This window comes from Actinoplanes utahensis (genome assembly GCF_016862455.1).
Taxonomy (GTDB): domain Bacteria; phylum Actinomycetota; class Actinomycetes; order Mycobacteriales; family Micromonosporaceae; genus Actinoplanes; species Actinoplanes utahensis.
Genome location: NZ_BOMZ01000010.1, coordinates 67,286 through 91,519, shown reverse-complemented (window position 1 = coordinate 91,519; position 24,234 = coordinate 67,286). Strand labels below are relative to the sequence as shown.

Annotated in this window: 17 protein-coding genes and 1 pseudogene; 9 read left to right on the top strand and 9 right to left on the bottom strand. The window is 71.0% G+C overall.

What is annotated here, in order from left to right:
• Both Aut01nite_RS02610 and Aut01nite_RS02605 read left to right on the top strand, forming a co-directional pair.
• A pseudogene (locus Aut01nite_RS02610) lies at positions 1-506 on the top strand (hypothetical protein); the annotation flags it as partial.
• A gap of 2,414 nt (positions 507-2,920) precedes the next feature.
• On the top strand, positions 2,921-5,176 hold the full coding sequence (locus tag Aut01nite_RS02605) for a hypothetical protein (protein WP_043533760.1): 2,256 nt from the start codon (positions 2,921-2,923) through the stop codon (positions 5,174-5,176).
• 1,249 nt (positions 5,177-6,425) lie between these two features.
• On the opposite strand, the gene Aut01nite_RS02600 is transcribed toward Aut01nite_RS02605, so the two are convergent.
• The 4 genes from Aut01nite_RS02600 to Aut01nite_RS02585 all read right to left on the bottom strand — a co-directional run bounded on the left by Aut01nite_RS02600 (position 6,426) and on the right by Aut01nite_RS02585 (position 9,457).
• Positions 6,426-6,863 carry a hypothetical protein gene (locus Aut01nite_RS02600; protein WP_043533761.1) on the bottom strand — a complete coding sequence of 146 codons (438 nt, stop codon included), beginning with the start codon at positions 6,861-6,863 and terminating at the stop codon, positions 6,426-6,428.
• Between the two features lie 62 nt (positions 6,864-6,925).
• A complete protein-coding gene (locus Aut01nite_RS02595) occupies positions 6,926-7,429 on the bottom strand; it encodes a DUF6292 family protein (protein WP_043533762.1) in 504 nt (167 codons plus the stop codon).
• 66 nt (positions 7,430-7,495) lie between these two features.
• Positions 7,496-7,900 (bottom strand): PPOX class F420-dependent oxidoreductase, encoded by a 405-nt coding sequence (locus Aut01nite_RS02590; protein WP_043533763.1) that lies wholly within the window; start codon positions 7,898-7,900, stop codon positions 7,496-7,498.
• 135 nt (positions 7,901-8,035) lie between these two features.
• Positions 8,036-9,457, bottom strand: a complete 1,422-nt coding sequence (locus Aut01nite_RS02585; protein ID WP_173476770.1) for a DUF2252 domain-containing protein — start codon at positions 9,455-9,457, stop codon at positions 8,036-8,038.
• 169 nt (positions 9,458-9,626) lie between these two features.
• On the opposite strand from Aut01nite_RS02585, the gene Aut01nite_RS02580 reads away from it, so the two are divergent.
• The 5 genes from Aut01nite_RS02580 to mmsB all read left to right on the top strand — a co-directional run bounded on the left by Aut01nite_RS02580 (position 9,627) and on the right by mmsB (position 16,409).
• On the top strand, positions 9,627-10,610 hold the full coding sequence (locus tag Aut01nite_RS02580) for a LacI family DNA-binding transcriptional regulator (RefSeq protein ID WP_043533764.1): 984 nt from the start codon (positions 9,627-9,629) through the stop codon (positions 10,608-10,610).
• Between the two features lie 232 nt (positions 10,611-10,842).
• Positions 10,843-12,327 (top strand): L-arabinose isomerase, encoded by a 1,485-nt coding sequence (gene araA, locus Aut01nite_RS02575; RefSeq protein ID WP_043533765.1) that lies wholly within the window; start codon positions 10,843-10,845, stop codon positions 12,325-12,327.
• Positions 12,328-12,353: 26 nt separating this feature from the next.
• Positions 12,354-13,481 (top strand): multiple monosaccharide ABC transporter substrate-binding protein, encoded by a 1,128-nt coding sequence (chvE, locus tag Aut01nite_RS02570; protein ID WP_043533766.1) that lies wholly within the window; start codon positions 12,354-12,356, stop codon positions 13,479-13,481.
• A gap of 142 nt (positions 13,482-13,623) precedes the next feature.
• Positions 13,624-15,159 (top strand): multiple monosaccharide ABC transporter ATP-binding protein, encoded by a 1,536-nt coding sequence (gene mmsA, locus Aut01nite_RS02565; protein ID WP_043533767.1) that lies wholly within the window; start codon positions 13,624-13,626, stop codon positions 15,157-15,159.
• Positions 15,156-16,409: a multiple monosaccharide ABC transporter permease gene (mmsB, locus tag Aut01nite_RS02560; protein WP_043533768.1), complete on the top strand. Its 1,254-nt coding sequence runs from the start codon at positions 15,156-15,158 to the stop codon at positions 16,407-16,409. The genes mmsA and mmsB overlap by 4 nt, the downstream gene beginning before the upstream one ends.
• A 115-nt stretch (positions 16,410-16,524) precedes the next feature.
• On the opposite strand, the gene Aut01nite_RS02555 is transcribed toward mmsB, so the two are convergent.
• From Aut01nite_RS02555 to Aut01nite_RS02545, 3 genes are all read right to left on the bottom strand, one after another.
• The gene (locus tag Aut01nite_RS02555) at positions 16,525-17,010 is read right to left on the bottom strand and encodes a hypothetical protein (RefSeq protein ID WP_152629154.1); all 486 of its coding nucleotides are present in this window, start codon (positions 17,008-17,010) and stop codon (positions 16,525-16,527) included.
• A gap of 172 nt (positions 17,011-17,182) precedes the next feature.
• Complete coding sequence (locus Aut01nite_RS02550) at positions 17,183-18,457, bottom strand: DUF1501 domain-containing protein (RefSeq protein ID WP_052164678.1); 1,275 nt, start codon at positions 18,455-18,457, stop codon at positions 17,183-17,185.
• A 3-nt stretch (positions 18,458-18,460) separates the two neighbouring features.
• Positions 18,461-19,993, bottom strand: a complete 1,533-nt coding sequence (locus tag Aut01nite_RS02545; RefSeq protein WP_043533770.1) for a DUF1800 domain-containing protein — start codon at positions 19,991-19,993, stop codon at positions 18,461-18,463.
• Between the two features lie 114 nt (positions 19,994-20,107).
• Here Aut01nite_RS02545 and Aut01nite_RS02540 point away from each other — a divergent pair, with 114 nt between their 5' ends.
• The gene (locus Aut01nite_RS02540) at positions 20,108-21,151 is read left to right on the top strand and encodes an ROK family protein (protein WP_043533771.1); all 1,044 of its coding nucleotides are present in this window, start codon (positions 20,108-20,110) and stop codon (positions 21,149-21,151) included.
• On the opposite strand, the gene Aut01nite_RS02535 is transcribed toward Aut01nite_RS02540, so the two are convergent.
• Both Aut01nite_RS02535 and zwf read right to left on the bottom strand, forming a co-directional pair.
• Positions 21,138-21,473 carry an STAS domain-containing protein gene (locus tag Aut01nite_RS02535; protein ID WP_043533772.1) on the bottom strand — a complete coding sequence of 112 codons (336 nt, stop codon included), beginning with the start codon at positions 21,471-21,473 and terminating at the stop codon, positions 21,138-21,140. The two genes, Aut01nite_RS02540 and Aut01nite_RS02535, sit on opposite strands and share 14 nt — an antisense overlap.
• Positions 21,474-21,560: 87 nt before the next feature.
• Positions 21,561-23,057, bottom strand: coding sequence for a glucose-6-phosphate dehydrogenase (gene zwf / locus Aut01nite_RS02530; protein ID WP_043533773.1), 1,497 nt, complete (start codon positions 23,055-23,057; stop codon positions 21,561-21,563).
• A 192-nt stretch (positions 23,058-23,249) separates the two neighbouring features.
• Between zwf and Aut01nite_RS02525 the strand changes: the two genes are divergently transcribed.
• Positions 23,250-24,188, top strand: a complete 939-nt coding sequence (locus tag Aut01nite_RS02525) for a DHH family phosphoesterase (RefSeq protein WP_043533774.1) — start codon at positions 23,250-23,252, stop codon at positions 24,186-24,188.
• Positions 24,189-24,234: the final 46 nt, after the last annotated feature.

Here is a 24,234-nt window from a genome sequence, read left to right as displayed (position 1 = left end):
CCGGAACGGCACCCGTCGGGAATCCCGAAGCCGTAACCGGGGAAGCGGAGGTGCCGCCGCCCGGGAGTCCCGAAGCCGCAGCGGGCGAACTCGGAGTAGCGCCGGCCGGGAAGCCCGATGCTGGGGGAGCCGAAGCCGGCCTCAGGCCGTCGCGTCCCGCCATCGGCCCCGGCTGCCGGGTCTCCGCCGAGCCCGCCGCACCCGATCGCGGTTCAGCCGGATCCGAGTCGGCCGGCCCGTTTCCGGTGTCCACCGGACCGGTGTCGCCGTCGAGCGCGCCTCGGGCCGATCCAACCTGGACCGGGATCGTCGGCCATCCGCCGGTGCCGATCCGGGCGCCGCTGGGCGCGACCGTACCGGCCTGGTTCGTTCCCGGTCCGGGGTTCACCGCAGGCGTTTCACGAGTGGCGTTCGACGGCCATCCGCCGGCGCCGGTCGGCGTGCCACCGGCCTCGACCGTGTCGGGCCGGCTCGCGTCCGGCCGGGTTGCCGGAGCCGCGTGCTGAGCCGGATACGCCGGCCGCCCGCCGGTGACTTCCCGGGTGTCGTTTGGGCCGACCGAACCCGCCGCACCGGTTCCCTCCGCGGTGCCGGTCCGGCCGCCGGAGCTGACGGCGTCAGCCGATCGTCCTTGCCACGCCGTCCCTGGACCGGCCTGACCGGGCGAGACCGCTCCCTGCCGAGAACCTGCATGCCGGCCGTCGACGGGTGCCGGGCGCAGTCCGTCTGCCGGGACGCCGGAAGCAGGGCGTGCTCCGCCCGCATCGACGCCGACGCCCGGGACAGGGCGCGTTCCGTCGGGGGGAAGGCCCGGGGCAGGGTGCGACGTGTCCGCCGGGATGCCGGGTGCGGCATGCCGGCCCTTCTCCGGGACGATCGGGCCGGGTTGCGCCCGGTCCGCCGGAGGGGTCTGCGGTCCGTTCGCCGGGAAGCCCTGGACAGACGGCGGCACCACGGGCGCGGGCTGACCCGGCGCGGGCCGGGTGGCGGGTGGCCAGGCAGTGGCCGCGGTCGGCTGCCCAGCCGGGGCCGCCCCAGCCGGGGCCGCCCCCGCCGGGGCCGCCCCTGCCGGGCCGGTCTGCCGCTGGTCGCCTGCCTGCGGAGGCGGCCAGGCCGCTGCGGGTGTCTGCCCGCCCCGAGCTGGCGGCCACGCCGCCATGGGCGACGGCTGCCCGGCAGGCGCTCCGGATCCCGGCGCTGTCCCACCGGCAACCGGCGTCCCGGGGACTCCTGAGGTCCCGGGTCGCGGTGCTGTTCCGCCTGCGATCGGGGTGGCGGGGACTCCTGAGGTCCCGGGTCGCGGTGCTGTTCCGCCTGCGATCGGGGTGGCGGAGATTCCTGAGGTCCCGGCTGCCGGTGCTGTCCCGCCGATGACCGGCGTCCCAGGGATTCCCGAAACCGGCGGCCGAGCCGGCGAGACCGGCCGCGCGTCACCCGACGGCTGCGCATCCGGCACGATCGCCCAGGGCCCGTCCCCTTCCGGCAGGAACACGTGCGCGGCCCGAGGCGACTTCCGCGACCGTTGGTGCGGCACATCCGCCCGTCCGGCCTCCGCACCGATCCGACTGCCGGTAGCTGCCGGATCGTGATACGTCATGGGCCCATTCGGGTCACCGTCCGCTACCGGTTCGCGGTAACCCGCGGAGGCCCTCGGGTCACGGTCGGTCACCGGCTCGCGGTGACTCGTGGTTCCACTTCGGCCGAGGTCCGCGACCGATCCGCCGTAGACCGCGGCAGCGCTCTGGCCACCGTCCGTGCCGGGCTGACCGTACGCCGCGAATCCTGCCGTCTGTGAACCGGAACCGTCCGCCGAAGGCGCCGGACGGTCCGCCCGTCCCCATGCGGAGTCCGAACCGCTGGTGGGAGCCACTGCGGCATCCCGGGCACCGATCGCGGGGTTCGGCGGAGTCCCCGGCACGACGTTCGCTTCCGGTTGCGGACCGTTCGGCCCGATCACGCGCGCCGGCGGAACCGGCGCGGGCGCGGCAACCACACGCGGCGTCACCGGTGGCTGGGCTTTGACCACGCGCGGTGCGGGAGGCGGCGTGGTCTTGCCGACGACCTTCGGGGGTACGGGTGGGTCAGCCCGCCGCAACACCCGCGGCCCTTCGCCGCCCCCGGCAGTGCCCGGCCCCGCGGGCGAACCAGCGATCGTGTTCCCTCGCGAGTCCACCGAACCCGCGCCGGGCCGCTCCCGGCCGACGAGATCGACCGTCGGTTCCGCGACCTCGCCGGCCCCGGCGTTCCGTTGCCCCGGAACGAGCCGCGCCATCGCAGCCCGCCAGCCGCCGCCCCGCCCGTCCGGCCCACGCGAGTCCGGCCCGGTTCCGTCCGCTCGGCGTCCGTCTGCTCCGGCCGGGTTGGGCCCGTGCCCACCGGGACCACGTGATTCCGAACCGGACGAGTCCGGCCCGTGCCCACCCGGACTACGCGATTCCGAACGGTACGGGTTCGGCCCGTGCCCATCCGGACCACGTGATTCCGAACCGGGCAGGTTCGGCCCGTGCCCACCCGGACCACGCGATTCCGAACCGGACGGGTTCGGCTGGTGTCCGTCCGGGGCGGGCCATGCGGTGCCCCGCACCGTGCCGTCCGCGGTCGCCGCCGGCATCCGGATGCTCTGAGAGGTCTCCGGCGAACCGGTGACCGGAATCCCGTCGCGAACCTCCGCGCCGCCGATGACGTCGGGGGATCGTCGAACCTCCGCACCGCCGATGACGCCGGGGGACCGCCGCAGCTCGCCGTCGTTCGGGACGGCGCGGATCACCTGCTGATCACGGATGTCCCCGGCGTCGCCGGGCTGCCACTGTTCCCGGCCAGCCGGCGCCTCGGCAGCCACCCGCTGCTCGTGGGCGCCCGGAGCGTCATCCGGCTGTCGGTGACCCTGGACACCTGAGCCGGCGCCCGGTTGCGGCGGCTCGTGGCCGTCCGGAGTGCCGGCAGGCTGCCGCTGATCACGGCCGGTGGATGCGCCGCGCGCCTGCGGGTCGCGGGTGTCCGCAACGTCGCCGTCGAGCTGCTGGTCCCGGCTGCCGTCGAGCTGCTGGTCCCGGCCGCCGTCGAGCTGCTGGTGCCGGCTGCCGTCGCGCTGGTCGGGGATGCCGGCGCCAACGCCGTTCTGCCCGGAGCCGTTCGCATCGGCAGGGAAGGCGCTGTCGGGTGTGCCGGCCGCGAACCGCCCGGGCGCGTTCGCCGGACGCGGTGTGAGCCTGGAGACGTCCCGGCTCATCTGGCCGGCTCCTTCGCCCACCGGTCCGGCCGGGTGGAGATCTTCGCCCGATCCGGACTCCTCCGGCCCGCTCCCGTCGGGTCCGCGCCGAGTGGCGGCGTCGCCGGGCTCCCGCGTGGGGACAGCCTCCGGGTCCGGGCCGGGCTGCTCGGACGAACGGTGGCCACCGGGCTGGTCCGCCCAGGCGCCGCCCGCGGTCGGGCGACGTTCACCCTCACCCGCGGTCGGGCGTCGTTCACCGTGGTCAGGGGCGGTCGGGTCGAGGGCAGGGCGACCGTCCTCGCGAACCGGGAAGCCGGCGCCGCGATCCGTCCGGGGAGGCTCGTGGTGCTCGTCGCCCGTACCGGAAGGATGTGGGGCGAGACCGGGAACCTGTGCGCGTCCGGTGACCGCCCGGTCGTCGCGGCGGGCAGCGGGACGCTCCGTCTCCGTCTCGTCGCGGCGTGGACGGCGTCCACCGGCCGGCCGGATCGGCCCGAAGTCGTCGCCCCAGATCGGGGCGGCGCGTCCGGCGCCGTCCGCGGGTCGGCTGCGGCGCTGGTCCCGGCCTTGCCGCCGGTCGGGGTCGAGTGGGGTGGCGGTGCCGCGGGAGCGTTCCGGCTCCTCCCAGAACTCGTCGGCGCCCAGTTCGATGGTGCGCGGCCGGTCGCCGGGAAGCGGCTCGGTGGTCTCCCACCTGTCGTCGGCGCGGGCAGCGGTCTCCCGGCCGAGGTCCCGGTCGTCCCAGAGTTCGGCCGGCCGTCCTTCGACCGTGCGCCGCCCGCGTCCCCGGAGCTCGTCCCGGTCCGGACCACGGCGGTCGTCTGGAGAAAAGCCATGACGGTCGTCGAGAGAAGGGCCACGACGGTCGTCGGCGGACAAGCCACGGCGGTCGCCGGGGGAAGGGGCACGGCGGTCGTCGAGGAGAGGGTCGTGCCGGTCGTCGGAACGAGGGTCGCGCCGGTCGTCGCGCGGAGGCTCACGGCGGTCGTCGTGGACGGGGGAGCGGCGATCATCGCGTACGGGTTCCCGCCGCTCGTCCCGGGGATCACGCCCGTCGCGGTCGTAGCCGTCCCAGCGGCTGTCCAGCCGGGCCGCCGGCTCGCCGGAGCGCCCGGTGCGGCGGGCCGGGGCTTCGTCCCAGCGTTCGCGGGTGTCGTCCCGTCGGCGGTCCCGTGCGGCCGGCTCGTCCGAACGGCGTTCGTCGCGGTACCGCGGGTCGTCGATCCGGTCGGCACGGCCATGCGGAGCCGTACCCTCATAGCGGTTGTCCGCGCCGCGCCGTCGACCGCCCGCACCACGCCGCAGATCCGGGCGGGCCGCGGGGTCGACGATGGGGAAGTCCGGTTTGTCGAAGTCGATGCCGAGTTCGGGCCGGTTGAAGTCGATGTCGTCGAAGTCGTCGCCGACCAGGTTGTCGACGTCGGTGTCCACCGGCACGAAGTCGGGTTCGTCGAGCCAGCTCGGCCGCTCGGAGTCGAAGACGGCCCGTTTCTGCCGGTGGGCGCCGGCCTCGTCCTGGTCGCCACCGCGGCGGCGCGTCGGCATGACCGGATCCGGGTTCGTACGTTTGGAGTAGTGCCTCTCCTGGATGACCGCGGAACTCGGCATGAACGAATACTCGTCGTATTCGTCCGCCCAGTATTCGTCGTCCTCGAAGCTCATGACACGGCCCCGAACCGGGTGGGGAAGAACCCAACGCCCCGACGCCGCATCAGTGCCACCGTCCTCACCCTGTACCACCTCCGCACCCCGGTGCCCGCCCCCGCGCTCCGCGATCAATGCCTGCCACGTGGTGGATGTGGAAGGTTAACCACGGATTTGCGTAGTGCGCCACCGCTCTGCGGATCCCCGTCACCGGCCTCACGGACGGCCCGCGAGCGTCGGCCGCACCGGCGCCGCAGCCCGCCGGTCGTACGCGACCACCCGTGTATACGTGCCAGGGCGCCGCCGGGTTCAACGGGTTGAGCAGTGACTACAACGATGATCCGGAGAGGGTCCCGGGTCGGTGGGAGCGAGTACCTCGATCAACGGGGATCGCTGCCGTGAGGTGACGGCGACCGTGTCGACTTAAGAACCTTTTAAGCTTCCTTTCAGGCCACCTAAGAACTTGCGGGCGACCCTGAACAGGTGACGGCGGGGTGGCGAAGGCCACCATGGACATTCGCGGATCAAGGCCTTCGGGTCTGGCACGGTTGTTGTGCGCCCGGTCAGCGGATCGGGCGCCCCGCCACGGCCGACGACGTCCACGGCGGGCGCCCCGAGCCACCCGGCCGGCGGCCGTCGCCCCCCAGTCATGACGGCCGCACCTCGCCCAGGGGCCGCACCGTGCGGACGAGACCCCCCATCGTCCTGCCACGGCCCGCGAGACCTGGCGCGGGGCCGGGACGGGAGTCGGCGGCGGGAGCCCATCTTCCGCCGCCGACCTCTCCCGCACCCTGCCCGCCGACGACCCTCCACTTCCCCCCGGTCCGCCCTTCAGCCGACAACCCGCGCCGTCCCCGCCTCTCCCGCCCGCCTTCCGGCTGCCGATCCGCGCCGTCCCCGCATCCCTCCGCCCGCACTCCGGCGACTCGCGTCGTTCCGGGGTGCTCCTCTCCGCCTGCGGCGATCTCCGTCGCCACGTCCTGCGCGGAGATCACGACGCAAACCGCCGGGGCCCCTGGCGGCAGTAGTTCCGGCACCTCCGGTCGACGGCGGCGCCACCCGGCCGGTGACGCACCGTGCCGGTGGGCTGTGCCGCTCGCCGTTCGGCGAGCCTTTCGAGACTTCCCGGTGTGCGGCTGCTCTCAGAGCGGGTCGGACGGACGGCGCCCCCCTTCCGTCCTGACGGCCGGCTGCGGCCGTCACCGGGAGAGAGACGGCGGTGGGATTCCCCCTCCCACCGCCGTCATCTTCCCTGCTTCACGCGGCTTTCCAGGGGTCCGGCCGGTGGACGGTTGCCGGCGGGTCCCGAGGTTCCGGTGTGGCCGTCATTCCCGGTGCCGGTCGATGGACGCTCGTCCGGTCGGCTGGCGACGGTCACTGCCGGGAGAGGCGCGGCGGTGGGATTCCCCCTCCACCGCCGCCCTCCTCTCCGGCCTTGCTTCCGCCGGATACGGTCGCCCGTCGGCGAGGCCGGAATCGGTCGTCCGCCGGGGAAGACCGAAGCGGTCGCCCGTCGGCGAAGCTGAGAGGGTCGCCGGCCCATGAATCGGGCACAGCCGTCGACGGGACGCTAGAAACGGCCGTCGGTGGTGAACCCGCCGACCCTCGCCGGCAGCACCAGCCCCGCCCGTACCAGGCCACTGAGCAGAACCGACAATTCGGTACGTGTCAGCGAGTCCGCCCGCTCCGGCGGTGGATGCGGCACTCCCAGAGCCGTGGCCGCCTCGACCGCCCGCATCCCGATCGCCGCTTCGACCGCCCACAGCCGGTGAGCACAGAACGCGTGATGCGCCGACGCCGCCAGCTCTCCGTGCAGCCGTAACAGCCGGCGCAGATCGGCGGCGAGCCGTTCGATCGGCGGACCGTAGGGCATCGGCACGTCGGGTCCGCGCCGCCGCCACCGTTCAGCCGCTGCCGAACACCATCGCGGTAGGTGACGGATTCCGGCCACCATGATGCACGGCGCGGCGATGATCAGCACGATGCGGCTGGCGTCGAGGAGGCTCACTTGGTTTTCCTCCGACGGGTACGGTCGTCTACCCCCGACCTTCCGCTGCCTCCGGCCACCCGTCAACGGGCTTTTGTGCGACTCCCGGAATACCGCAGCAGCGCTTCCTCGAAGCCCGGATCGACCGCCTCCGCCCGGTGCCCGGCGAAGGGGTCCGCCACTCGTCCCTCGGATCCTCTCCCCACCAGGGCGGCCTGCGCCGCGGGCCCGGTGAGCGGAAGACCGGCGAGGCCGGCGACGGTCCGGGCCACCGCGGCGGGTGCGGCGATCACCGCCAGGTCAAGACCTTCGACGGTACGGATTCCGCGCCCTGCCGGATCGTCCACCGTGAACAGGTGCCACCCGTTCTCCTCCGACCAGCCGATCCCGGCTTCGTCGTGATCCCACACCGGCCATCCGTGCAGCCGCACCTGCCGCACCAGATCGAACGGGATCCACCCGTCCCGCGGTATCCGGCCGTCCGCCCGCCAGTCCGCCACCGGTATCCCGGACGCTTCGAGGGCCGCCGCCACCGCCGCGATGTATCCGGCGTGGGCGGCCGGCCCGGCCCGTTCCTGTTCCGGCATCAGCCCTCCACGAGTCCACGTTCCCGCGATCACACCCTGTCCGTCACCCGCCGGGGCGCGGTGTGCTCAGGGGTTGAGGGAGGCGGAGCCGAGGATGCGGGTCACCTTGATCTCGATCACGACGCGGGCCGGGTTGGGGCGGGGCTGACGGTAACGAGCGGCGTAGCGCTGTTCGGCGTCGGCGACCGACGCCGGGTCGTCGCGGATCACGGCGAGGCCCTCGACGGTGCTCCAGCGTGGGCCCTCGACCTGGCAGATCGCGACGCGCTGCTGGCCGCGCAGGACGTGGCGGACCTTGGCCGAGCCGCCGGAGGAGATCACCCGGGCGATCCCGGCGACCGGGTCGAGAGTGGCTCCGACCGCGACCACGTGCGGGGATCCGTCGGCCCGCAGCGTGGTCAGGGTGCACAGGTGGCGCTCGGTCCAGAACTGCCCGAGGGCGGGGGAGTCGATCGGGATCACGCCGCTCACGGCCGTACCTCCAGAGAAAAGATCGCGCCGCTCACGGCCGTACCTCCAGAAAAGGTCGCGCCGCTGACGGCCGTACATCCGAAGGAGATCATGCCACCGCGACGCGTTCGCATCGCGGGAGAGGCCGGGCGGGGATCATGCCGGCTCGGAGGGGAGGTCGCCGCGGCGGACGGTGGCCAGCAGGGCGGCGTGGTCCTTCTCGACCTGGTCGGCGTAGGCGCGGGCGAAACGGCTGAGGGACTCGTCGAGTTTCTCGCCGCTGCCGACGTAGCCGGCGATCATGGAGGCGCCGCTGGTCCGGGCGTGTGACTTGGCGAGCAGGAAGCCGCAGATCCCGGCGTAGTCGGCGAGGGCGCCCGCGTCGATGTCCTCGATGACGATGGCGCCCTTCATGTCCCGGAACTGCCGCACGTAGTACTGGTGGTCACCGACCGTGGTCCACCCGAGCAGCGGGTCGCTGACGGTCTGCAGCGCCTGCTGGTATTCCACGACGCGCTGCCCCTGGTGGCGGTGCCAGGCGAGGGCGCCGTGCTGATGTTTCGCGACGACCGAGCGGCGGGCCTGCTTGAGCTGGAGGAACAGCACGTCGTCGGGGCTGCTTCCCTCACAGAGCGCGACGTACGCCCGGAGGCCGACCGAGCCCACCCCGACGACCTTGTGTGCGATGTCGACGATCCGGTACCCACCGAGGATCCGCGCCCAGTGCGGTTTGAGCGAGCTCAGGTATCCGTCGAGGGCCTCACCCAGCTGCTCGCGTTCCTCGGACGGCAGCCGGGTGATGATCGGCGGCTCCTCGACGAGCCGCATCGCGCCGTCGTTGCGTTCGGTGAAGCGGGGCAGCGCCCGGTCGCTGGTGCGCCGGCGGGCCCGGCGGGCGGAGCGTTCGATCTCCTCGCGGAAGCTGGCCCGGGTGGCGGCCGACTGCATCGCCGCGACGTCGAACTGGTCGAGGGAGCGGCGCAGCAGCGGTTGTTCGGCGAGGTGGGCGATCTGTTCCCGGTACGACTCGACGCAGTGTTTGACCGCCTCGGAGCAGGCGTGCTCGCGGAAGCCGTTGACCCGGCCGGCGACGTGCACGCTGACGGCGAGGCGGCGCAGGTCCCACTCCCACGGCCCGGGGTGCGCCTCGTCGAAGTCGTTGAGGTCGAAGACGAGCTCCCGCTCCGGAGAGGCGTAGAAGCCGAAGTTGCCGAGGTGGGCGTCGCCGCAGATCACCGGGGTGATGCCGGTGCAGGCCAGGTAGGCGAAGTCGTCGGCCATCAGGTTGGCGGTGCCGCGCAGGAAGGTGTACGGCGACTGGATCATCCGGCCGATCCGGACCGGGATGAGCCGCTCGAGCCGGCCCTCGTGCGAGGCGAGCACCTGGCTCACCGGATCGGCCCGGCGGTCGGGGGCTTTCCAGTGGGCCATGTCGGAGCGGGGGGACCGGTCGCGTAGCGACCGGCCTATCTCGTAGCGCTCGGCCCGTGGGGCGGCGGCCCGCCGTAACGAGGTGAATCCCTCGTCGGCTAGGCTGCCGAGCACGCTCGGGCTGTTGATCGTCAATGCCGGTTCCATCGCTGCCGAGCCTACGGGGCGATGGCCATGGTCCGCGCGGGGCTCGTGAAAAGCGGATGTTATCGATAACATTTCCGCCAGGCGCGGGCGCTGCGGCTGGTTCGCTACGCTCCATCAGAACCGGATCGGACGAGGTACGCAAGTGGACAAGGTTAGCCGTAGCCCGGCGATGACGGATGTGGCCCGGTTGGCGGGCGTCTCCCACCAGACGGTCTCGCGCGTGCTCAACGATCATCCCAATGTCAAGGAGCAGACTCGCATCCGGGTCCGGGCTGCCATCGCCGAGCTCGGCTATCGGCCCAATCGGGCGGCCCGTGCCCTGGTCACCGGCCGTTCCCAGTTGATCGGCGTGGTCGCTCGCAACAGTACGCTGTTCGGCCCGGCCACCATGTTGAGCGAGTTCGAGCAGGCCGCCGCCGACTCCGGTTTCGCCGTCAGCGTCGGCAGCGTCCGGGAGCTGGACCGCGCCTCGATCTCCGCGGTGGTCGACCGGCATCTGGACCAGCGGGTGGCCGGCCTGGTGGTGATCGCCAACACCGCCTCGGCCACCGAGGCGCTCGCCGAGATCCCCGGTGACCTGCCGGTGGTCTTCATCGACGGCGACCCGGCCAGCGGCCGTCCGCTGGTGACGGTGGACCAGGTGGCGGGCGCCCGGGCGGCCACCCGGCACCTGCTCGACGCCGGTCACGAGACCGTCTGGCACGTGTCCGGCCCGACCGACTGGTTCGATTCGGCCGGCCGCATCCAGGGCTGGCGGCAGACTCTGGAGGAGGCCGGGGCCGAGGTGCCGCCGCTGCTGTCGGCCGACTGGTCGGCCGCCGAGGGTTATCGCACCGGTCAGATGCTGGCCCGGATGCCCGAGGTCACGGCCATCTTCACGGCGAACGATCACCTGGCTCTGGGCATCCTGCGGGCGCTGCACGAGCGTGGCCGCCGGGTGCCGCACGACGTGGCGGTGGTGGGTTTCGACGACGTGCCCGAGGCGGCGTACTTCATCCCCCCGCTGACCACCGTCCGGCAGGCCTTCGGCGACGTCGCGCGGGCCGCGTTGGGCCTGCTCCTGGGGCAGATGCGGGATTCCACCGGCACCGCCGACCAGATCATCGTGCCGCCGCAGCTGATCGTCCGGGAGAGCGCGCCCGGTCGCGTCTGACGGGGCCTCGTCGCGCTCGTTAATGGGCCGTTACCTCGTTGTTGCCAACGCCCGTTGACACGGTATTTGTTAGCGATAACACTGGGGTCTGCCGCTGTGGTGTGGTCACCGCCACCTCCGCGGCCACCCGACGCCGGATACGGCCGCATGCCTGCGGGCGGCTTCCGGGCCGGGTGATGATCAGGTGGTGCGCAGTCCGCCTGACACTCTCAGAAGAACGAAGGACAACCCGATGAAACCGCAGATCTGGTTCCTGACCGGCAGCCAGCATCTCTACGGCCCGGAGACTCTCCAGCAGGTCGCCGACCAGTCCGCCGAGATCCAGCGGACCCTGGACGCCGGCCTGTCCGGCGCCGACCTCGTCGGCAAACCGGTGCTCACCGACTCCGGCGCGATCAAGCGGCTGATGCAGGAGGCGAACGCCGACCAGAACTGCATCGGCATCATCGCGTGGATGCACACGTTCTCGCCGGCCAAGATGTGGATCGGCGGCCTGGACGCGCTGCGCAAGCCGCTGTTGCACCTGCACACCCAGCACAACGCGTCGCTGCCGTGGTCGACCATCGACATGGACTTCATGAACCTCAACCAGGCCGCCCACGGCGACCGGGAGTTCGGGTTCATCCAGGCGCGCCTGGGCGTTCCGCGCAAGGTCGTCGCCGGTCACGTGTCCGACCCGAACGTGATCACCCGGATCGACGCCTGGGCCCGGGCCGCGACCGGCCTCCAGCACCTGCGCGGTCTGCGGCTGGCCCGTTTCGGCGACAACATGCGCGACGTCGCGGTCACCGAGGGCGACAAGGTCGAGGCCGAGTTGCGCTTCGGTGTCTCGGTCAACACGTACGGCGTGAACGACCTGGTCGCCGTCGTCGACCGGGTGTCCGACGCCGAGATCGACAAGCTGATCGCGGAATACCGGGACGTCTTCGAGATCGCCCCGGAGCTGCTGGGCGAGCGCCTCGAGTCGTTCCGCTACGCCGCCCGGATCGAGGCCGGGCTGCGGCAGTTCCTGACCGAGGGCGAGTTCGGCGCGTTCACCACGAACTTCGAGGACCTCGGCGGCCTGCGCCAGCTCCCGGGCCTGGCCGTGCAGCGGCTGATGGCGGACGGTTACGGCTTCGGCGGCGAGGGTGACTGGAAGACCTCGGTGCTGGTCGCCACCGTCAAGGCGATGGGCGCCGGAACCGGGCGTGGCACCTCGTTCATGGAGGATTACACCTACCACTTCGGGCCGGGCGAGCCTAAGATCCTCGGCGCGCACATGCTCGAGGTCTGCCCGTCCATCGCGTCGGCCACGCCGCGCGCCGAGATCCACCCGCTGGGGATCGGCGGCCGGGAGGACCCGGTGCGCCTGGTCTTCGACGCGGCCCCCGGCCCGGCGGTGGTCATGGGCATGGCCGACATGGGAGACCGGTTCCGTCTGGTCGCGAACGAGATCGAGGTGATTCCGCCGGACGAGCCGCTGCCGAACCTGCCCGTGGCACGTGCCGTCTGGAAGCCCGCTCCCTCGCTGTCCACCTCCGCCGAGTGCTGGATCACCGCCGGCGGCCCGCACCACACGGTGCTGACCCAGGCGGTCGGCGCGGAAACCCTGCGCGATTTCGCCGAAATGGCTCAGACCGAGCTCCTGCTGATCGATGAGCGCACCACACCGGCCGATTTCTCCGACCGGGTGCGCTGGAACCAGGCGTATCACCGCCTGGCTCGCCCCCTGTAAGACCGTTCTCAAAGAGGAGATCCACCGTGAAATTCACCCGGCTCGCGGCCGTGTTCACCGCCGCCGCGCTGACCGCCGGCATGGCGGCCTGCGGTAGCTCGGAGAAGACCGCCGACAAGGAGGCCACCGGCGGCGAAACCGCCGGCGCCCTGGTCGGCATCACCATGCCCACGCGCTCCTCGGAGCGCTGGATCCACGACGGCGACAACCTCAAGTCGCAGCTCGAGGGCCTGGGCTACAAGGTCGACCTGCAGTACGCCGAGGACGACATCCCGACCCAGACCCAGCAGCTGGACAGCCAGATCACCAAGGGCGCCAAGCTGCTGATCATCGCCTCCATCGACGGTGAGGCGATCACCAGCCAGCTGGAGAACGCGGCGGCGGCCGGTATCAAGGTCATCGCGTACGACCGGCTCATCCGCAAGAGCCCGAACGTGGACTACTACGCCACCTTCGACAACTTCAAGGTCGGCGTGCAGCAGGCCACCTCGCTGCTGACCGGTCTCAAGGTGCTGAACGCGGACGGCAGCAAGGGCACCGCGAAGGGCCCGTTCAACATCGAGCTGTTCGCCGGTTCGCCGGACGACAACAACGCCACGTTCTTCTTCAACGGGGCGAAGAGCATCCTCGACCCGTACATCAAGGACGGCACGCTGGTCGTCAAGAGCAACCAGACCGACTTCCAGACCGTCTCCACGCTGCGCTGGGACCCGGCCACCGCGCAGAAGCGCATGGAGAACCTGCTGACCTCGACCTACAAGAGCGGCGCGAAGGTCGACGGCATCCTGTCGCCCTACGACGGCATCTCGATCGGCATCCTCTCGGCGCTGAAGTCGGGTGGCTACGGCACCGGCGCGCAGCCGTACCCGATCGTCACCGGCCAGGACGCCGAGGTCACCTCGGTCAAGTCGATCATCGCGGGTGAGCAGTACTCCACCATCTACAAGGACACCCGCCAGCTGGCCAAGGCCACCGGCGAGATGGCCGACGCGGTTCTGAAGGGCCAGACCCCGAAGACCAACAACACCACCGACTACAACAACGGCGTGAAGGTCGTCCCGTCGCAGCTTCTGGAGTCGATCATCGTCGACAAGAGCAACTACCAGAAGGAGCTCATCGACAGCGGCTACATCACGGCTGACGCGCTGAAGTAGTGATCAGGGTTCCGTGCCCCGCCCGCGAACTCCCCGGGCGGGGCACGGCCCGCACCGGCCCACGAAGGGTTCATGCCGACCGTGCCGAGCGGCGCCCCCTGGGCGAGGACCGGACGGCATGAACGAGAGGAGCGCTGCTCGAATGAGCGACACGATCCTGCGAATGCAGGGAATCACCAAGACGTTCCCGGGCGTCAAAGCGCTGCAGGACGTCAACCTGGATGTCCGCCGAGGAGAGATCCACTCCATCTGCGGCGAGAACGGGGCCGGTAAGTCGACCCTGATGAAGGTGCTGTCCGGGGTCTACCCCCACGGCACCTACGAGGGCGAGATCGAGTTCGAGGGTGAGGCGTGCCGGTTCTCCGGCATCCGCGACAGCGAGCACCGGGGCATCGTCATCATCCACCAGGAGCTGGCCCTCGCGTCGAACCTTTCCATCGCCGAGAACATTTTTCTCGGCAACGAACAGGCGACGCGGGGCTGGATCGACTGGAACAAGACCAACGCCGCCGCCGACGCGCTGCTGCGCCGGGTCGGGCTGCGGGAGAGTGCGGTCACCCCGGTCCTCGACCTGGGTGTCGGCAAGCAGCAGCTGGTGGAGATCGCCAAGGCGCTCTCCAAGGAGGTCAAGCTGCTGATCCTCGACGAGCCCACCGCGGCGCTCAACGACGAGGACTCGGCGCACCTGCTGGACCTGCTGCGCGGCCTGCGTGACGAGGGCATCACCTGCGTGATCATCTCGCACAAGCTCAACGAGGTCATGGGCATCTCGGACCGGGTCACCATCCTGCGGGACGGCAAGACGATCTGGACCCAGGACACCGCGGACCTCACCGAGGAGAAGATCATCTCGGGGATGGTCGGCCGCGACATGGAGCACCGGTACCCGGAGCACACGCCGACCATCGGCGACGAGGTGCTGCGGATCGAGGACTGGACCGTCCACAGTCCGACCCAGCCCGACCGGGCCCTGGTCCGCAACGCCAACCTCACGCTGCGCCGCGGCGAGATCGTCGGGCTGGCGGGCCTGATGGGCGCCGGCCGCACCGAGCTGGCGATGAGCGTCTTCGGCCGCTCGTACGGCGTCAACATCTCCGGAAGGCTCTTCAAGGAGGGTCGGGAGATCCGGACGCGGACCGTGCGCGAGGCGATCGACCACGGCATCGCGTACGCCACCGAGGACCGCAAGCGGTACGGCCTCAACCTGATCGAGGACATCAAGCGCAACATCTCCGCGGCCGCGCTGGACCGCCTCGCCAAGGGCGGCTGGGTCGACGGCAACGAGGAGTTCAAGGTCGCCGACGAGTTCCGCGCCAGCATGAACATCAAGGCACCGAGCGTCGAGTCGGTGGTCGGCAAGCTGTCCGGCGGCAATCAGCAGAAGGTCGTACTCTCGAAGTGGATCTTGACTGACCCGGACGTGCTGATCCTCGACGAGCCCACCCGCGGCATCGACGTCGGCGCGAAGTACGAGATCTACACGATCATCAACCGGCTCGCCGACGAGGGGAAGGCCGTCCTGGTCATCTCGTCCGAGCTGCCCGAGCTGCTCGGGATCTGTGACCGCATCTACACCCTCTCGGCCGGGCGGATCACCGGCGAGGTGCCGCGCGCCGAGGCCACGCAGGAAAGCCTGATGACCCTCATGACCAAGGAAGTACAGGAGGTGGCGCCGTGACCGCCGCACCCAGCAGCACCGGTGTGGTCGGCAAGGCTCCGGCCGGGCCGAAGGCCGACACCGCCCCTCGCAAGGTCAACTTCGACCTGAAGCAGAGCGGCATCTACATCGCGTTCGCGATCACCATCCTGGTCTTCACCGTGCTGACCGAGGGTGTCCTGCTGTCGCCGCAGAACCTCAGCAACATCATCGTGCAGCAGTCGTACATCCTGGTCCTGGCGATCGGCATGGTGCTGATCATCATCGCCGGGCACATCGACCTCTCGGTCGGCTCGGTGGTGGCCGCCGCCGGCGCGTTCGCCGCGGTCATGATGGTCAACTGGGATCTGCCCTGGCCGGTCGCCGTCATCGCGACGCTGGTCTTCGGCGCGATCATCGGCGCCTGGCAGGGCTACTGGGTGGCGTACTTCGGCATCCCCGCCTTCATCGTCACCCTGGCCGGCATGCTGCTGTTCCGTGCCGTCACCTACTGGATCCTGGGCAACCAGGGCATCGGCCCGTTCCCGGACGAGATCCGGACCCTGGCCAACGGCTTCATCCCCGGTTTCCTCGGCAACATCGGTCTCGGCGAGACACTCGGCGGCGCCGACCTGTTCAGCGTCATCGTGGGCCTGCTCGTGGTGGCCGGCATGACCTTCGCGCAGTACCGCTCCCGGGCCGCCCGGATCCGCTACAGCCAGGCCGTCGACCCGACCTGGCTGTTCCTGGCCAAGGTCATCGTGCCGGCCGTGATCGTCATGTTCCTGGTCGTGCAGCTCGCCCGGTTCCGGAACGTGCCGTGGGTGCTGGTGCTGCTGGCCGTGCTGGTGGTCGGCTACACGCTGGTCACCGACAAGGCCGTCTTCGGCCGCCAGATCTACGCGGTCGGCGGCAACCTGCAGGCCGCGACGCTCTCCGGTGTCAAGGTCAAGTCCGTGGTGTTCTGGCTGTTCGTCAACATGGGCGTGCTCTCCGCCCTGGCCGGCCTGATCTTCGCGGGCCGGCTGAACCTGGCCGGCCCGACCGCCGGCAACAGCTTCGAGCTGGACGCCATCGCCGCCGCCTTCATCGGTGGCGCCGCGGTCCAGGGTGGTGTCGGCCGGGTGGTCGGCGCCATCACCGGTGGTCTGATCATGGCCGTGATCAACAACGGCATGGGCCTGATGGGCGCCACCAAGCCGCAGCAGGTCATGCTGGTCAAGGGCCTGGTGCTGCTCGGCGCCGTCGCCTTCGACGTCTGGTCCAAGCGCCGCGCCGCCGGCGCGAAGTGACGCCGGTCCGCTAGATCCGGAAAGTGCCCGGCGGGTTTCGGCCCGCCGGGCACTTTCTTTTCACCGGTGTCCGCCGCCCTCGAGGGAACGGGAATCGAGGGAATGCGGAATCCGGTCAGTTACCGCCGCAGGCGATCCGGTACGCGGAATTCGGCGTGTTCCAGCATTTCCAGCTCAGGATGATTTTCTGCCAGTTGTCGCCGTCGATGCGAATGCCGTCGTAGGACCAGTCGTGGAACGTCTTGATGAAGTCCACGTCGCAGAGGCTGCTGGCCGTTCCGCCGTTCCTGCCGACCGCGAGCTCGACGGTCTTGTACCTGTTGTTGCCCAGGTGCTTGTCGCCCTTGACCATGATGGTCTGGTCGGTGTTGTTCTTGAAGGACCCGGCGCCGGTGGTCGGCCTGCCGTTGGAGCACCGGGGCGCGGCCTGCGCCGGGCCGGAGGTCACCAGCACGAGGCCGGCCGAGGCGGTCACCAGCGAGGCCGCGCCGGCGGCCAGGGTGCGCATGAGGGGCTTACTGTCGATTCGCAACCGTATTCTCCGATCGAGTTCCGTGAAACCTGCCGGTAATCTATCGGCGCCGGTCGCTTTTCGCAACATTCTCGTATTGTCGTGCCGATGCTTCGTTCGATGTTAAGCGGGTGTGAATTGGACCGTTTCAAGAGAGTGGAATCAATCATCTTTCCGGCGGCGATCGCATTCAGGGTGATTCGTGCCGGCCGGGTGGCCGGAAAAGAAGTCAGATCGGAAAGATAACTGTAGGAAAGGGACGTCAGCGGGCGGTGGCCAACCCGAATCGGGACGGCCGGACGCCGGGGAAGACGGCGTCGAGGGCGCCCAGGCCGCAGCGCTTCTGCAGCACCTCGCCGATCACCGAGCGATAGTCCGTGGTCGCCGCCAGATCGCCGTCGACCAGATCCCGCGGGTCCAGGCCGGGCCAGTCACCATAGACGTGGCCGCCCCGGATCCCGCCGCCCAGCAGCATCATCGCGTTGCCGTGCCCGTGGTCGGCGCCGCCGGAGCCGTTCTCCTTCACCCGGCGGCCGAACTCGCTGATCGTCAGCACCGTCACGCTCTTCATCGCGGTCTCGCCGAGATCGGTGGTGAAGGCGGCCAGCGCCGCGGCGAACGCGGCCAGGTTGTCGTACATCCGCTGGCCTCTCACCGCCGGGCCGAGCCCCTCGTGCATGTCCCAGTCACCGCAGTCGACGGCCGCCGTCACCAGGCCCGCCCTGGCCTTGATCAGCCGGGCCACGTCGGACAGGGCGGCGCCCAGATCGGTGTCCGGGTACCGCGCGCCGTTCGCGGGCCGGTAGCCGCCGATCCGCACCGGGCCGGTGGCGGCCAGGGCCCGGTCGGCGGCCAGGGCGGGGGCGGCGAGCAGGGGCGGCGCGTCGGCGTACATCACCCGCAGCGCGGCGGCCATCGGCTTCTTGTCGGCGGCGGCGAGGTGGAAGTCGTCGACGCCCGTCATCGACACGTCCACCGAGGGACCGGCCAGCAGCCGGGCCGGCATCGCCTCGCCCATCGACACCGCGGCGAGCGGCCCGCCGGCGCCGGTCAGGCCGAGCATCCGGTCCAGCCAGCCGCTGCGGATCGAACTGCCCGGGGCGGCGTTCTCCATCGCCTCCATGGCGGCGAAATGCGACCGGGTCGGGTTCGGCTGGCCGACCGCGTGCACGGCGGCGAGCCGGCCCGCCCTCCACTGCGGCAGCAGCGGCGCGAGCGCCGGGTGCAGCCCGAACAGGCCGCCCTCCCCGGCGATGACTGACGATTTCGGTACGGCGATGCCCGGCCGGGCCCGGTAGTACGCGGTGTCCCCGATCGGGGCGAACGCCGACAGCCCGTCGAAACCGCCGCGCAGCGACACCACCACGAGGGTGTCCCCGGTGTACCGCCCGGCGGCGAACGCCAGCCGGGTGTCGACGGCCTCGCTCGCCAGGCCGCTCAGCGCGGCGACGGCGCCCACCGCGAGACCCCGGCCCAGCACCCCGCGCCGGGACAGCCGCAGCTTCTCGTTCTCGTCACAGCACAGCACCGTCGTCATGCGTCACCTCAACTGGAAGGACGGCGAGTCAAGAACAAGAGCGACGAGGTACGGCGCGGCGCCGGCGAGGGCCTTGTCCTTGGCGGTCAGAGGACTGGTCGGCACCTTGCCCGCGACACTGAGCACGGCGGCGGTGTGCGCGGCCGGCAGCTTCACCCCGATCAGGCGTACGGCCAGCGCGTCCACCAGCGCGCCCCAGGTGGCCGGCAGCACCGGCACCAGCGACCTCAGCAGGTTCGCCGGTCGGGTGAGCTGCCGCGGGTACCAGCCGGCGGCGAGGTTCAGGTGCAGGTTGCAGCGCAGCAGGAACGCCGACGGCGACGCCCAGGCCGCGGCCACGTCCGGGAACCCGTTCGGCGCGCTCCAGCGGAACGGCGCGTTCCCGGCCGACACCAGGTTGTTGTAGAGGGCGTCCAGGGACTTCGTGCCGGAGGCGTCCGGGCCCAGGCCGAGCGCCCGGACCGCGGCGACGGTGTCCTCGAACGGGGTGCGGGTCTTCCGCCCCACCGAGGCGGCGAACTCGGGGGAGAGGAACAGCGCCCGCAGCACCGGCGCGATCGCGGTGTCGTTGGCCAGGTACACCCGCGCCAGCTCGGCGACCAGGGACGCGGGCGCCTCGTCGGCGACGAACCGGACGCACAGCTTGCGGGCGATCCGCTCGGCGGTGGCCCGGTGCCGGGCCAGATGGTCGAGGAACGCGAGCGCGGCGGCCTCACCGTCCGAGGCGGCGTTGGCGTGCCGGAAGCCGAGGATGTCGACGGCGCCGGTGGCGTGCCGGCTCGCGTCGTAGACGTACCCGCCGGACTTGCCGACCGTCATGCCGGTCAGCAGCCGGGCCGCCGCCAGGACGTCCGCCTCGCGATAGACCAGGCCGACGGTGTGCAATTCCATCAGCTCACGCGCGTAGTTCTCGTTCGGGTGCGCCTTGCTCGACGAGCGCTGGTCCAGGTAGGTCAGCATGGCCGGGTGCCTCGCGGCGGCCTTGAGCATGTCGGCGAACTTCCCGAGCGCGTGCTTGCGGATGACCACCCGGTCGTACTCGGCGCGGGTGTCCCAGACGCCGCTGGACGGGGCGGCGATGTGCAGGTGGTTCGACCAGAACGCGACGGCCTGCTCGAACAGCTGCCGCTCGCTCCACGCGGCGCGGGCGATGGCGGCCCGGCCGAGCTGCTGGAACGCCTCGTACGAGTGCTTGGCGAGCGTGGCCCGTACCGTCGCGGCGGAGGCCCCCGCCAGGGGAAGCCGTTCGAGGACCGCATCGCAGCGGGGGTCGGCGATCCGCGCCGGGTCGAGCTGCCGGTCCAGCCAGCCCGCGATCCCCAGCTTCCGCGCGTTCGCGAGCGACTCCGGCGTCGCGCCGAACGTCGCGCGGCGCAGCAGGTGAGCGATCGGGTCGCCGCCCAGGGTCCTCGCCAGCGCGTCCGCGGCGGGCGCCGGCGCCGCGACGGCGGAGGTTCCGGCCGCGAGGCCGGTGACGGTGAGGGCGGCGGTGGCGACGGAACCGGCGAGCACGGTACGGCGGGTCGGCGTGGTCATGCCGGACGGTTCGGCCCGAACCGGGGAATCCGCGCCGTTGCAACCGTGACTAACGATCCCGCAATCCGGCCGCACCCATTACCGGAAACGGCGTCCTGTCCTAGTCTCAAGACCGTGGATCAGGCTGAAACGGTACGCACCCCGTCGTCCTGGGTCGTCGTCGGACTCGACAACGGCGGCACCTGCAACAACGCCACCGTGCTCGACGCGACCGGGCAGTTCCTCGTCGACAACCTGGTGGAGAACCCGAGCCGGGTGCTCGACGGCCCCGAGTCGGCGGTCGAGGCCCTCGCCGGCGCGTTCGCCAACATCCTCGAGCTGACCAGCACCCCGTTGTCGCTGGTCCGCGCGGTCGGCCTGGACACCCCCGGCCCGGCCAGCGCCCACGGGGTGATCTCGTCGAAGGGCGCGACCAACTTCAACCAGGTCTCCTGGCACGGCTTCGACATCCGCGGCGCCCTGGAGGCCCGGCTCGGCCTGCCGGTGGTCTACAACAACGACGGCAACGCGGCCGCCCTGTACGCCCACCACCAGCACTTCGGCGCCGCGGCGGCGGCCAACTCGTCGGTGTCGGCGATCGTCGGCACCGGTCTGGGCGGCGGCGTCGTCGAGGCCGGCACGGTGATCCGCGGCGCGGCCGGGATGGCCGGTGAGCTCGGGCACGTGCAGATCCCGCTGCACGGCGTCCTCGAGGACGACCAGCCGGTGCCGCGGTGCAACTGCGGGTTCGCCGGCGACGTGGAGAGCGTGGCGTCGCTGACCGGCATCAGGAACAACCTGCTGCCGTACTGGCTGACCCGGTTCCCGGACCACCCGCTGGCCAAGGAGCCGATCGCCACGGCGGCCAAGGCGCTGCGCGGTTACGGGGAGAAGGACGACGCGCTCGCGCTCGCCGTCTTCGGGCAGCAGGCCAAGGCGATCGGCAAGCTCTTCACCATCGCCGCGAACTTCACCGACCCGGCGGCGTACTTCCTCGGCGGCGGTGTGGTGGAGGCCGCGCCGCACTTCCGGCAGTGGTTCCTCAACAGCGTCCGGGAGGCCACCGACCTGCGCGACGAACAGAAGGCGGTGGCCACCTTCGCCCTCGTCCCGGACCGGGACATGGCCGGGGCGCGGGGGGCGGCGGTGGCCGCCCTCAACACCGTCACTCCTCTTTGAGAGCCGTCGCCACGTCGGGGAACATCGGCAGGTAATCGCTGAGCCCGAGGGTGTCGAAGAGCCGGCGCAGGAAGCCCGACGGGGCGGCGAGACGCACCCAGCCGCCCCGCTCGTTGGCCCGGCCGTGCGCGGTGACCAGCACACCGACGCCCATCGAGTCGCAGAAGTCGAGGCCGGAGACGTCCACCACGACGCGTGGGCTCGACCGTTCGACGAGGCGGCTCAGGTTCGCCTTGAGAGCGGGGGCGGTGTCGATGTCGAGTGACCCGCGCAGCACCAGCACGGCCGTGTTCGGTGGATGATGCGCGACCGAGACCTGCATATTCGTCTGTCCTCACGGTGGAACGGGCTCAACTAAGGATCGATGAACACCCTATGCGAGCCCGTCACCACACGCAGGATGCGGCACTCAGGCGCCGACGTTGCGCCACTTGCGGCCGTTACGGCCGATCAACCGGTCCGCGTCGGTCGGGCCCCACGAGGCGGCCTCGTACGTCGGGATCGGGGACCGGTCGTTCGCCCAGTGCTCGATGATCGGGTCGACGACCCGCCAGGACTGCTCGACCTCGTCGCTGCGGATGAACAGGGACGCGTCGCCGAGGAGGGCGTCCAGGAGCAGCCGCTCGTACGCCTCCGGGGACTCCTCGACGAACGTCTGGTCGTAGGAGAACTCCATGGCGGCGGTCCGCACCCGGAACGAGTGGCCCGGCACCTTCGCGCCGAAGCGCAGCGAGATGCCCTCGTTCGGCTGGATGCGCAGGATCAGCGCGTCCGCGTCCAGTTCGGTGAGCTGGTTGGTCGGGATCGGCAGGTGCGGCGGGCGCTGGAACTGCAGCGCCACCTCGGTGACCCGGGCCGGCAGGCGCTTGCCGGTCCGCACGTAGAACGGGACGCCGGCCCAGCGCCAGTTGTCCACGTTCAGCCGGAGCGCGGCGTACGTCTCGGTACGCGACAGCGGGTCGACGCCGACCTCCTCGCGGTAGCCGGCCATCAGCTCCTCGCGGGTGCCGCCACGGGTGTACTGACCGCGGACCGCGGCGTCGGCGATGTCCCGGTCGGTGGGCAGCCGGATCGCCTGCAGCAGCTTCACCTTCTCGCTGCGCAGGCCCTCGCCGCCGAACGACGCCGGCGGCTCCATCAGCGCGAGCGCGAGGACCTGGAGCACGTGGTTCTGCACGATGTCACGCATCGCGCCGGCCGACTCGTAGAAGCCTCCGCGGGTGCCGACGCCGAGCGTCTCGGCCACCGTGATCTGCACGTGGTCGACCCAGGACCGGTCCCAGATCGGCTGGAAGATCGAGTTGGCGAAGCGCAGCGCCAGCACGTTCTGGACGGTGTCCTTGCCCAGGTAGTGGTCGATGCGGAAGACGTTGTGCTCGTCGAACGCGGCGTGCACCACGCCGTCCAGCTCGCGGGCCGACGCCACATCCCGCCCGTACGGCTTCTCGATCACCAGGCGGGCGAAGGAGCCCTCGTTCGCCTGGTTCAGCCCGGCGCCGGCCAGGCCGCAGATCACCGGCTCGAACGCGTTCGCCGGGGTGGACAGGTAGAACAGCCGGTTGCCGGAGGTGCCGCGCTGCGCGTCCAGCTCGTCGAGCGTCTCGGCCAGGCGCTTGTAGGTGTCCGGGTCGTCGTAGCCGCCGGCCACGTACCGGATACCGCCGGCGAGCTGCCGCTTCTCGGCCAGGCTGCGGCCCCCGAGGGCGCTCTCGGCGAACTGCTCGTCGCTCATCGGGGTGCGGGCGACGCCGACGAGGGCGAACTGGTCGGGGAGGCGGCCGTGGCGAGCCAGGTTCTCCACCGCCGGGAGCAGCTTGCGGCGGGTCAGGTCACCGGAGGCGCCGAAGATCACCAGCGTGGCTGGCGGGGCGCTGCGCTCCTGGATGAGCTGAGGTGCGTGGTCCATCTTCTGCGAGTCCTCCGACCGGGTCGTTACCGTCCGTCTGAACCCTACGGCTGGAACGGCTCGGAGGGTTCATCCGCTTCCTGGAAAGCGGGACAACGTGGCGGTGAACACGTTCATAAGCCGATGCAGCCCGGACGAATGGCAGAAAGGTGGCAAACTGGTCCCAAAGGTCTGGCAACCGAGGGGGACCCCGTGAAGTACCGGCTCGTGACCCGAAGCGACTTCGACGGTCTCGTGTGCGCCGTGCTCCTACGCCATCTCGACATGATCGACGACATCCTCTTCGTGCACCCCAAGGATGTTCAGGACGGCGTCGTCGACGTCACCGACCGGGACATCCTCACCAACCTGCCGTACGACGGACGCGCCAACATGGTCTTCGACCACCACCACTCCGAGACGCTGCGCAACGACGGCGGCCGGAGCAACCACGTGATCGACGCCGAGGCGCCGTCGGCGGCCCGGGTGATCTACGAGCACTTCGGCGGCAGGGAGCGGTTCCCGAAGGTCACCGACGAGTTGATGCGGGCGGTGGACCAGGCCGACTCGGCCGACTACACCCTCACCGACATCCTCAGCCCGACCGGCTGGACGCTGCTGAACTTCCTGATGGACAGCCGGACCGGGCTGGGCCGGTTCCGCAACTTCCGGATCTCCAACTACCAGCTGATGATGCAGCTCATCGACGCCTGCATCGAGCACAACGACGTCAACGAGATCCTCGCCCTGCCCGACGTGGTGGAACGCGCCGAGCTCTTCCACGACTGCTCGGCCCGCTTCGTCGAACAGCTGCACCGGGTCTGCCGGCTGGACGGCGACGTGGTGATCGTCGATCTGCGCGACGAGGAGGTCATCGAGGCCGGCAACCGGTTCATGGTGTACGCGCTGTTCCCCGAGTCCCGGGTCTCGGTGCACATCATCTGGGGCCGGCAGAGACTCAACACCGTCTTCGCCTGCGGCAAGTCGATCCTGGACCGGACCTCCCCGGTGGACATCGGCGAGGTGATGCTGCGCTACGGCGGCGGCGGTCATCTCGCGGCCGGCACCTGCCAGGTCCCGCACGACGAGTCCGACCGGGTGGAACGCGAGATCATCGACGCGCTGCGCACCGAGCGCGTCGTCCCGGTCTGACCGTACGGACGGGGCCCGCGAGGACCCCGCCCGTACGGCACGCGGA

What these genes read in the sequence shown, in the direction of transcription:
- Aut01nite_RS02585 (WP_173476770.1), bottom strand. Translation starts at nt 9,457, where the DNA reads ATGGAACCGGCATTGACGATCAACAGCCCGAGCGTGCTCGGCAGCCTA.
- Aut01nite_RS02550 (WP_052164678.1), bottom strand. Translation starts at nt 18,457, where the DNA reads ATGACGACGGTGCTGTGCTGTGACGAGAACGAGAAGCTGCGGCTGTCC.
- araA (WP_043533765.1), top strand. Translation starts at nt 10,843, where the DNA reads ATGAAACCGCAGATCTGGTTCCTGACCGGCAGCCAGCATCTCTACGGC.
- Aut01nite_RS02595 (WP_043533762.1), bottom strand. Translation starts at nt 7,429, where the DNA reads ATGCCGGAACAGGAACGGGCCGGGCCGGCCGCCCACGCCGGATACATC.
- Aut01nite_RS02535 (WP_043533772.1), bottom strand. Translation starts at nt 21,473, where the DNA reads ATGCAGGTCTCGGTCGCGCATCATCCACCGAACACGGCCGTGCTGGTG.
- zwf (WP_043533773.1), bottom strand. Translation starts at nt 23,057, where the DNA reads ATGGACCACGCACCTCAGCTCATCCAGGAGCGCAGCGCCCCGCCAGCC.
- Aut01nite_RS02555 (WP_152629154.1), bottom strand. Translation starts at nt 17,010, where the DNA reads ATGTTGCGAAAAGCGACCGGCGCCGATAGATTACCGGCAGGTTTCACG.
- Aut01nite_RS02545 (WP_043533770.1), bottom strand. Translation starts at nt 19,993, where the DNA reads ATGACCACGCCGACCCGCCGTACCGTGCTCGCCGGTTCCGTCGCCACC.
- Aut01nite_RS02580 (WP_043533764.1), top strand. Translation starts at nt 9,627, where the DNA reads ATGACGGATGTGGCCCGGTTGGCGGGCGTCTCCCACCAGACGGTCTCG.
- mmsA (WP_043533767.1), top strand. Translation starts at nt 13,624, where the DNA reads ATGAGCGACACGATCCTGCGAATGCAGGGAATCACCAAGACGTTCCCG.